This window comes from Pseudomonas citrullilanati, assembly GCF_030580855.1.
Taxonomy (GTDB): domain Bacteria; phylum Pseudomonadota; class Gammaproteobacteria; order Pseudomonadales; family Pseudomonadaceae; genus Aquipseudomonas; species Aquipseudomonas citrulli.
Window position 1 is genome coordinate 309,068 of the sequence record NZ_JAUQOP010000002.1, and the last position, 8,299, is coordinate 317,366.

The 8,299-nt window shown below is 62.5% G+C and carries 7 protein-coding genes; 4 read left to right on the plus strand and 3 right to left on the minus strand.

Annotation, left to right across the window (positions count from 1 at the left end; genetic code table 11):
• Nucleotides 1-88: 88 nt before the first annotated feature.
• Nucleotides 89-1,003, minus strand: coding sequence for a LysR family transcriptional regulator (locus tag Q6A48_RS02990; RefSeq protein ID WP_304551860.1), 915 nt, complete (start codon nt 1,001-1,003; stop codon nt 89-91).
• Nucleotides 1,004-1,200: 197 nt separating this feature from the next.
• On the opposite strand from Q6A48_RS02990, the gene trhA reads away from it, so the two are divergent.
• A complete protein-coding gene (gene trhA / locus Q6A48_RS02995) occupies nt 1,201-1,818 on the plus strand; it encodes a PAQR family membrane homeostasis protein TrhA (protein WP_304551861.1) in 618 nt (205 codons plus the stop codon).
• 154 nt (nt 1,819-1,972) lie between these two features.
• Here the strand turns inward: trhA and Q6A48_RS03000 are convergent, their stop codons facing one another.
• The gene (locus tag Q6A48_RS03000) at nt 1,973-2,692 is read right to left on the minus strand and encodes a 16S rRNA (uracil(1498)-N(3))-methyltransferase (protein WP_304551862.1); all 720 of its coding nucleotides are present in this window, start codon (nt 2,690-2,692) and stop codon (nt 1,973-1,975) included.
• Nucleotides 2,693-2,903: 211 nt separating this feature from the next.
• Complete coding sequence (locus Q6A48_RS03005; RefSeq protein WP_304551863.1) at nt 2,904-4,310, minus strand: adenosylmethionine--8-amino-7-oxononanoate transaminase; 1,407 nt, start codon at nt 4,308-4,310, stop codon at nt 2,904-2,906.
• A 224-nt stretch (nt 4,311-4,534) separates the two neighbouring features.
• On the opposite strand from Q6A48_RS03005, the gene Q6A48_RS03010 reads away from it, so the two are divergent.
• From Q6A48_RS03010 to Q6A48_RS03020, 3 genes are all read left to right on the plus strand, one after another.
• A complete protein-coding gene (locus Q6A48_RS03010) occupies nt 4,535-6,289 on the plus strand; it encodes a flavin monoamine oxidase family protein (RefSeq protein WP_304551864.1) in 1,755 nt (584 codons plus the stop codon).
• Between the two features lie 543 nt (nt 6,290-6,832).
• Nucleotides 6,833-7,384, plus strand: coding sequence for a cytochrome b (locus tag Q6A48_RS03015; protein ID WP_304551865.1), 552 nt, complete (start codon nt 6,833-6,835; stop codon nt 7,382-7,384).
• A gap of 32 nt (nt 7,385-7,416) precedes the next feature.
• On the plus strand, nt 7,417-8,010 hold the full coding sequence (locus Q6A48_RS03020; RefSeq protein WP_304551866.1) for a YceI family protein: 594 nt from the start codon (nt 7,417-7,419) through the stop codon (nt 8,008-8,010).
• Nucleotides 8,011-8,299 lie beyond the last annotated feature (289 nt).

An 8,299-nucleotide genomic window follows, 5' to 3' on the forward strand; every position in this document is an offset into this window, starting at 1 on the left:
CATCGCGAGCAGGCTCGCTCCCACATTGGATCGATGTTCACAGAACCCTTGTGGGAGCGAGCCTGCTCGCGAAGGCCTCGACTCGCTCTCAACCCTGGCGATTGGCATACATCCGGCACTCGGCGAGCAATGCCAACAGGTTCGGATCGCGCTCCTTGGCCTTGAGGAACACCACGCCGATGTGCTGCTGCAACCGGTACTTTTCCTGCAACGGGATCAGTTTCACCCGGTTCTCGTACACCGCCGCAATCCGGCCCGGCAACAGCGCATAGCCCACGCCGGAGCTGACCATGCTCAGGAGGGTGAAGATGTCGTTGACCTGCATCGCCACCTTCGGCTCGAACCCCGCCTGGCTGAATACCCGGATCCCGTCCTGGTGCGTGGCAAAGCCCTGGGTCAGGGTGATGAAGGTCTCGTCGCGAACCTCTGCCAGGTCCACCTCGCTGCGCTGGGCGAACGGTGAGTCGGCCGGCGTGGCGAGGAAGATGTCGTCGGAAAACAGCGCGATGTGCTCGCAGTCCGGGTCGTTGACGCTGTCGTCCAGCGAGACCAGGATCGCGTCCACCTCCATGTTCTTGAGCTTGTACAGCAGGTCGATGTTGGACCCCATGATCAGGTCGATATTGAGTTCGCTGCGGCGGATCTTCAGGCCCATGATCAGTTGGGGCACGGTCTTGACCGTCAGCGAGTACAACGAACCGAGCTTGAAGCGCTCGGCGGAGAACCCGGCGGCTTCGCGGGTCAGGCGCACGCTTTCGACCACGTCCTGAATCAGCTTCTGCGCCCGCTCCTCCAGCACATAGGCGCTTTCCAGCGGCGTGAGGTTGCGGCCCTCGTGCTTGAACAGCGGGCAGCGCAGGGCGCTTTCCAGCGAATGAATGGCCCGGTGCACACTGACGTTGCTGGTCTGCAATTCGACGGCGGCCCGCGCCAGGTTGCCGGTGCGCATGAACGCCAGGAACACCTCGAGTTTCTTCAGGGTCAATTCTTCGTCGATCAGCATGGGGCGTGCTCTTATTCGTATTGCCCGATTGTGCCCTGTGGGAGCAAAGCTTGCTCGCGAAACAGACGACTCGGATTTGCAGAAACCGAGTGACCTTCATCGCGGGCAAGCCTTGCTCTCACAGCAAGCAAAACATTGCACTTTCAAGCGCCAGGCCTGAGCCTTGGCACCTGTTTCGAAAGGTGAGGTGGTATTGGATGTATCACGGGGAACGGTTCAACGCGTGGACCCACTTGGTCGGGGCGGTCGCGGCGTTTATCGGTGGGGTATGGCTGGTGGTGATTGCCGGGCTGACTGGCGATCCCTGGAAAATCGTCAGCGTGGCGATCTATGGGTTCACCCTGCTGGTGCTCTACAGCGCGTCGACGGTTTATCACAGCGTGCGCGGACGCCGAAAAGAGATCATGCAGAAAGTCGATCATTTTTCGATCTACCTGCTGATCGCCGGCAGCTATACGCCGTTCTGCCTGGTGACCCTGCGGGGGCCGTGGGGCTGGAGCCTGTTCGGGATCGTCTGGGGGCTGGCGCTGATCGGGATCCTGCAGGAAATCAAGCCGCGCTCCGAGGCTCGGATCCTGTCGATCGTGATCTACGCAGTGATGGGCTGGATCGTGCTGGTGGCGGTCAAGCCGTTGCTGGCAGCCCTGGGCAGCGCCGGGTTTGCCTGGCTCGCCTCGGGCGGGGTGTTGTACACCGTGGGCATCATTTTTTTCGCCCTCGATCACCGCCTGCGTCACGCCCATGGGATCTGGCATCTGTTCGTGATCGCCGGCAGCTTGCTGCACTTCGTGGCGATTTTGTTCTATGTGCTTTGAGCGATGGACCCACACCGAATTCATGAACACCACTGTTTCACGGTGGGAGCGGGCTTGCTCGCGAAAGCGGTGGGCCAGCCAACATCGATGTCACTGACACATTGCATTCGCGAGCAAGCCCGCTCCCACAGGGACTTTCAGTGGCCGCAAGCGATTAGAAATCCCCCCACAACTGCTGCGCCACCGCCAGCGCCACCACCGGCGCGGTTTCGGTACGCAGCACGCGGGGGCCGAGGCGGGCGGCGTGGTAGCCGGCGACCTTGGCCTGTTCGACTTCGGCATCGGCCAGCCCGCCCTCGGGGCCGATCAGGAATGCCAGGGTCTGCGGCCTGGCATGGCTGACCAAGGGTTCGGCCACCGGGTGCAGCACCAGCTTCAGCTCGGCCTCGGTCTGCTTCAGCCAGTCGGCCAGGAGCAACGGTGGGTGGATCACCGGCACGGTCGAGCGCCCGCACTGCTCGCAGGCGCTGATCGCAACCTGTCGCCAGTGCAACAGGCGCTTGTCGGCGCGCTCGTCCTTGAGACGCACTTCGCAACGTTCGCTGAAAATCGGCGTAATCGCGCTGACCCCAAGCTCAGTGGCTTTCTGGATCGCCCAGTCCATGCGCTCGCCCCGGGACAAGCCCTGGCCGAGGTGAATGCGTAACGGCGATTCCGGCTGCCCGGCGAACTGCTCGTCCAGTTGCACCCGCACGCGCTTCTTGCCGACCTCGGCCAGCGTGCCGCGAAACTCCAGGCCAGAACCGTCGAACACCTGCACTCCATCGCCCTCGGCCATGCGCAGCACGCGGCCGATGTAGTGGGCCTGGGCCTCGGGCAGCTCGTGGTCGCCAAGGCTCAGGGGGGTGTCGATGAAGAAGCGGGACAGTCTCATGTGTTTTCTCTACAGAATCTGGATTCGGCACTATTGCGGGTCATGCGCTCTTGTGGCGAGGGGATTTATCCCCGCTGGGCTGCGCAGCAGCCCCAAGACCGGACACCGCGATGCTTCAGGCAAATCGCGTTGTATGCAATGAGGGCTGCTAGGCAGCCCCACGGGGATAAATCCCCTCGCCACAACGGTGTTCCAACGATGCATCGCAGTGTCAGCCCGGATCGCGATAACCCGGATGGAAGTCTTCCGGCACCGCCACGCTGACCGAGTCCCGGGTGGCGATGTCGATGCCTTCGCTGGCGACCTGCGCCAGGAAGTCGATCTGCTCGGGCGTGATGACATACGGCGGCAGGAAGTACACCACGCTCCCCAGCGGACGCAACAGCGCCCCGCGCTCCAGGGCATGCTGGAACACCGTCAGGCCACGGCGTTCCTGCCAGGGGTAGGCGGTCTTGCTGGCCTTGTCCTTGACCATCTCGATGGCCAGCACCATGCCGGTCTGGCGCACTTCGGCCACGTTCGGGTGGTCGGCCAGGTGCGCGGTGGCGCTGGCCATGCGCTGGGCCAGGGCCAGGTTGGTTTCGATGATGTTGTCTTCTTCGAAGATATCCAGCGTCGCCAGGGCCGCCGCGCAGGCCAGTGGATTACCCGTGTAGCTGTGGGAATGCAGGAAGGCCCGCAGGGTCGGGTAGTCGTCGTAGAAGGCGCTGTAGACGTCGTCGGTGGTCAGGCAGGCCGCCAGCGGCAGGTAGCCACCGGTCAGGGCCTTGGACAGGCAGAGGAAGTCCGGGGTAATGCCGGCCTGTTCACAGGCGAACATCGTGCCGGTGCGACCGAAACCGACGGCGATCTCGTCGTGGATCAAGTGCACGCCGTAGCGGTCGCAGGCTTCGCGCAGCAATTTCAGGTACACCGGGTGATACATGCGCATGCCGCCGGCGCCCTGGATCAGCGGCTCGACGATCACCGCGGCAACGCTGTCGTGGTGTTCGGCGAGGGTCTGCTCCATGGCGGCGAACATCGTGCGCGAATGGTCCTCCCAGCTCACGCCCTCGGGGCGGTGATAGCAGTCCGGGCTCGGCACCTTGAGGGTGTCCAGCAGCAGCGCCTTGTAGGTCTCGGTGAACAGCGGCACATCGCCCACCGACATCGCCGCGATGGTTTCGCCGTGGTAGCTGTTGCTCAGGGTGACGAAGCGCTTCTTGTCGGACCGGCCGCGATTGACCCAGTAGTGGAAGCTCATCTTCATCGCCACTTCGATGCAGGACGAGCCGTTATCGGCGTAGAAGCACCGCGTCAGGCCTTCAGGCGTGAGCTTGACCAGGCGCTCGGACAGTTCGATCACCGGCTGATGGCTGAAGCCGGCGAGGATCACGTGCTCCAGTTGATCGACCTGGTCCTTGATCCGCTGGTTGATCCGCGGGTTGGCGTGGCCGAACACATTGACCCACCAGGAGCTGACGGCGTCGAGGTAGCGCTTGCCTTCGAAGTCTTCCAGCCACACGCCTTCACCGCGCTTGATCGGGATCAGCGGCAGCTGTTCGTGGTCTTTCATCTGGGTGCAGGGATGCCATAGCACGGCGAGGTCGCGTTGCATCCACTGGTCATTCAGGCCCATCTACAGTCTCCTCGAGGCGGCTCGCGGCGGGCGCGGGCGAAACAATCGCGCAAGCCTATGCAATGGCGGCCTCGCGGACAACCCATTGTGTCATCCGCGCTACTTTGGCCCAGGCGATAGACGTCGCTGGCGGCGTTTTGATGGCTGACGTATTCTTCGCCGTTCCCTGAGCCGACTGGCTCGAACAACTGAAATTTCCTACGTTTTAATCCGGAGTTCGCTGAATGTCTGCTGGTTGGCTGCGCGCCTGTGCGCTGGTGATGATAGGGCTGTTCAGCGTTGCGGCGCTGGCCAAGGACAAACAACCGACGGCCATCGTCGTCGGTGGCGGCCTGGCGGGGCTCACGGCGGCCTACGAGTTGCAGAACAAGGGCTGGGCCGTGACGCTGCTGGAGGCCAAACCGGACCTGGGCGGCCGCTCGGGCATGGCCACCAGTGAATGGATCGGCAATGACAAGACCCAGCCGGTGCTGAACAAGTACGTCTCGACCTTCAAGCTGAGCACCACGCCGGCGCCGGAGTTCGTGCGCACCCCCAGCTACCTGATCGACGGTGCCTACTTCACGGCAGCGGACCTGGCGACCAAGCAGCCGGCCACAGCCGAAGCCCTGAAGCGCTACGAAACCACCCTGGACGACCTGGCGCGCTCCATCGAAGACCCCCAGAACCCGGCGGCCACCAACACGTTGCACGCGCTGGACCAGATCACCGTGTCCAACTGGCTCGACCGTCTGCAACTGCCGGCCACCGCGCGGCAGCTGGTGAACCAGGAGATTCGCACCCGCTATGACGAACCTTCGCGCCTGTCGCTGCTGTATTTCGCACAGCAGAACCGCGTCTACCGGGGCGTGTCCGACCGCGACCTGCGGGCTTCGCGCCTGCTCGGCGGCAGCCCGGTGCTGGCCCAGGCGTTCGTCAAGCAACTGAAAACCATCAAGACCAACTCGCCGGTCTCGGCGATTAACCAGGACAAGGACGGCGTGACCGTCAAGGTCGGCAGCGTCGGCTACCAGGCCGACTACGTGGTCTTGGCCGTGCCGCTGCGGGCGCTGAACAAGATCCAACTGACCCCGGCCCTCGATGCCCAGCACCAGGGTGCGATCAAGGGCACCAACTACGGCTGGCGCGACCAGATCATGCTCAAGTTCAAGACCCCGGTCTGGGACAGCAAGGCGCGCATGTCCGGCGAAATCTACAGCAACGCCGGCCTGGGCATGATGTGGATCGAGCCGGCCCTGAAGGGCGGTGCCAACGTGGTCATCAACCTGTCCGGCGACAACGCCCGGGTGATGCAGGCCTTCGGCGACAAGCAGATGGTCGACCAGGTGCTGATCCGCCTGCACGCGTTCTATCCACAAGCCCGTGGCGCGTTCACCGGCTATGAAATCCGCCGCTACAGCACCGACCCGTCCATGGGCGGCGCCTACCTGGCCTTCGGCCCGGGCCAGATCAGCAAATACTGGCGCCTGTGGGAAAAGCCGCTGCAACGCGTAGCCTTTGCCGGCGAACACACCGACACCTTGTACCCAGGCACTCTGGAAGGCGCGCTGCGCAGCGGTCAACGGGCGGCCAGCCAGGTTGAAGACTTGGCAGCGGGCAAGTCGTTCGAGCCGGCCAAGGTGGCGCCGGTCGCGGCAGCCGCAGCGGGCGCCGTCGCGGCCAAGAAAGGCAATTTCTTCACCAACCTGTTCGGTGGTTCGAACGACGAGAAGAAGCCGGAGCCAGCCAAGGCACCGGAACCGGTCGCGCCGCCAGCCCCGACACCCGCTCCAGCGCCTGCACCTGCACCTGCACCGGTAGAAGCGCCGAAGCCTGTGGCGCCGGTGAAAGCCGAGCCTGCCAAGAAGGCCCCGGCCAAAACCACCACAAAGAAACCCGCCGCCAAGACCCCGGCAAAAAAAGCCCCGGCCAAGGCGCCGGTGAAGAAGGCTGAGCCGGCCAAGAAGCCGGCGACGACCGCTGAGACAAAGGCTCAGTAACGCTCATGGAAAGAACGGGGCTCAAGGGCCTGATGCTTTTCACTTAGGACAACGGACAAACCCGTGGCGAGGGCGCTTGCTCCCGCTGGGCCGCGAAGCGGCCCCAAAACCTGCCCGATGCGGTGAATCAGACACACCGCGCCCGCCGGTTTGCGACTGCTTCGCAGCCGAGCGGGAGCAAGCTCCCTCGCCACGGGTCGATCATTTTTAGGTGAATCGCCTGGACCAAAGAGGCCGCTTTTTTAACCAGCAGGCTCCACATCCTCAACCAGATCTTGATCCACTTTGGTTTTGGGAAACGTCCCGGGATATTTTCTAAAGCGGGCCCAACAAAGCTTGCCTGTTCGCTTGTCAAGAAAAGCCAATCGCCACCCAGCGGCTGTCGTACGCCCCGCCGCCAATCACCATTTCCCTTTAATCTTTCCTTAACCCACCCCACCCAGACTGATGATCGTATTTCTCGATATTTCAAAGCGAAATTTTCCGCTTTAAATCGATAGATAAGTCGCTAGTCTTGATCGCAGTCTTTACAGGATATGAGCAATGCAGCTACGCAACTCTTCTTCGCGCTATGGCTGGGTCAGTATCGCTCTGCACTGGGGCGTGGCACTGGCGGTGTATGGGCTGTTCGCCCTGGGCCTGTGGATGGTCGGCCTGGACTACTACAGCACCTGGCGCAAAGATGCGCCGGACCTGCACAAGAGCATTGGCCTGGTGCTGCTGGCGGTGATGCTGCTGCGGGTGCTGTGGCGTTTTGTCAGCCCGCCGCCACCGACCTTGTCGTCCTATGGTCGCCTGACCCGCCTCGGCGCGAAGGTCGGCCACGGTGCCCTGTATCTCGGGTTGTTCGCCGTGATGATTGCCGGTTACCTGATTTCCACCGCAGACGGTGTCGGGATCCCGGTGTTTGGCCTGTTCGAAGTTCCCGCGCTGGTGTCCGGACTGCCTGACCAGGCAGACGTCGCCGGCCTGATCCACCTGTACCTGGCATGGGCGTTGGTCATTTTTTCCGGCCTCCATGCGTTGGCAGCCTTGAAACACCACTTTATCGACCGTGACGCGACCCTCAAGCGCATGCTGGGGCGCCAAGCCTGATGTTCAACCTCGACTCCAAAGGAATAGAAAGCATGTTGAAAAAGACGCTCGCCGCCCTGGCAATCGGTTCCACCCTGCTGGCCGGCCAGGCCATGGCTGCCGACTACGTGGTCGACAAGGAAGGCCAGCACGCCTTCGTCGACTTCAAGATCAGCCACCTGGGCTACAGCTACATCACCGGCACCTTCAAGGACATCGACGGCAAGTTCAGCTTCGACGCCGCCAAGCCTGAAGACAGCAAGATCGAGTTCAACGTCCGCACCGCCAGCGTATTCACCAACCACGCCGAGCGCGACAAGCACATCGCCAGTGCCGACTTCCTGAACGCGGGCAAATTCGCCGACGCCAAGTTCGTCTCCACCAGCGTCAAGTCCACCGGCAAGAACGCCGAAGGCAAGGAAACCGCCGACGTTACCGGCGACCTGACCCTGCTGGGCGTGACCAAGCCAGTGGTGGTCAAGGCCACGTTCCTGGGTGAAGGCAAGGATCCATGGGGCGGCTACCGTGCCGGCTTCGAAGGCACCACCAGCATCAAGCGTTCCGACTTCGGCAAGCAGAAAGACCTGGGCCCATCGTCTGACACGGTCGAGCTGTACGTTTCGTTTGAAGGTGTCAAGGCGAAGTAACGTTCGCGCCTGACAAAAAACGCCCCTGGTCCTGCGACCAGGGGCGTTTTTTTATTGCCCGGATCATGGCGATACAAGGAACCTTGTGGGAGCGAGCTTGCTCGCGATGGCGGCAGTACTGTCACATTGATGTTGACTGAAGCACCGCTATCGCGAGCAAGCTGAACTGGTCAAGTAATCTTGGACACCGATTAAGGTTTACGCCGCCAAGCGCTCTTTCGCGACTGGCGACCGGTAGTCGTTGTAGCTGTGAGGCCTGCTGATGTTGTAGCGCGAGACATAGCGCTGT

What these genes read in the sequence shown, in the direction of transcription:
- Q6A48_RS03010 (WP_304551864.1), top strand. Translation starts at nt 4,535, where the DNA reads ATGTCTGCTGGTTGGCTGCGCGCCTGTGCGCTGGTGATGATAGGGCTG.
- Q6A48_RS03000 (WP_304551862.1), bottom strand. Translation starts at nt 2,692, where the DNA reads ATGAGACTGTCCCGCTTCTTCATCGACACCCCCCTGAGCCTTGGCGAC.
- Q6A48_RS03005 (WP_304551863.1), bottom strand. Translation starts at nt 4,310, where the DNA reads ATGGGCCTGAATGACCAGTGGATGCAACGCGACCTCGCCGTGCTATGG.
- Q6A48_RS02990 (WP_304551860.1), bottom strand. Translation starts at nt 1,003, where the DNA reads ATGCTGATCGACGAAGAATTGACCCTGAAGAAACTCGAGGTGTTCCTG.
- trhA (WP_304551861.1), top strand. Translation starts at nt 1,201, where the DNA reads ATGTATCACGGGGAACGGTTCAACGCGTGGACCCACTTGGTCGGGGCG.
- Q6A48_RS03015 (WP_304551865.1), top strand. Translation starts at nt 6,833, where the DNA reads ATGCAGCTACGCAACTCTTCTTCGCGCTATGGCTGGGTCAGTATCGCT.
- Q6A48_RS03020 (WP_304551866.1), top strand. Translation starts at nt 7,417, where the DNA reads ATGTTGAAAAAGACGCTCGCCGCCCTGGCAATCGGTTCCACCCTGCTG.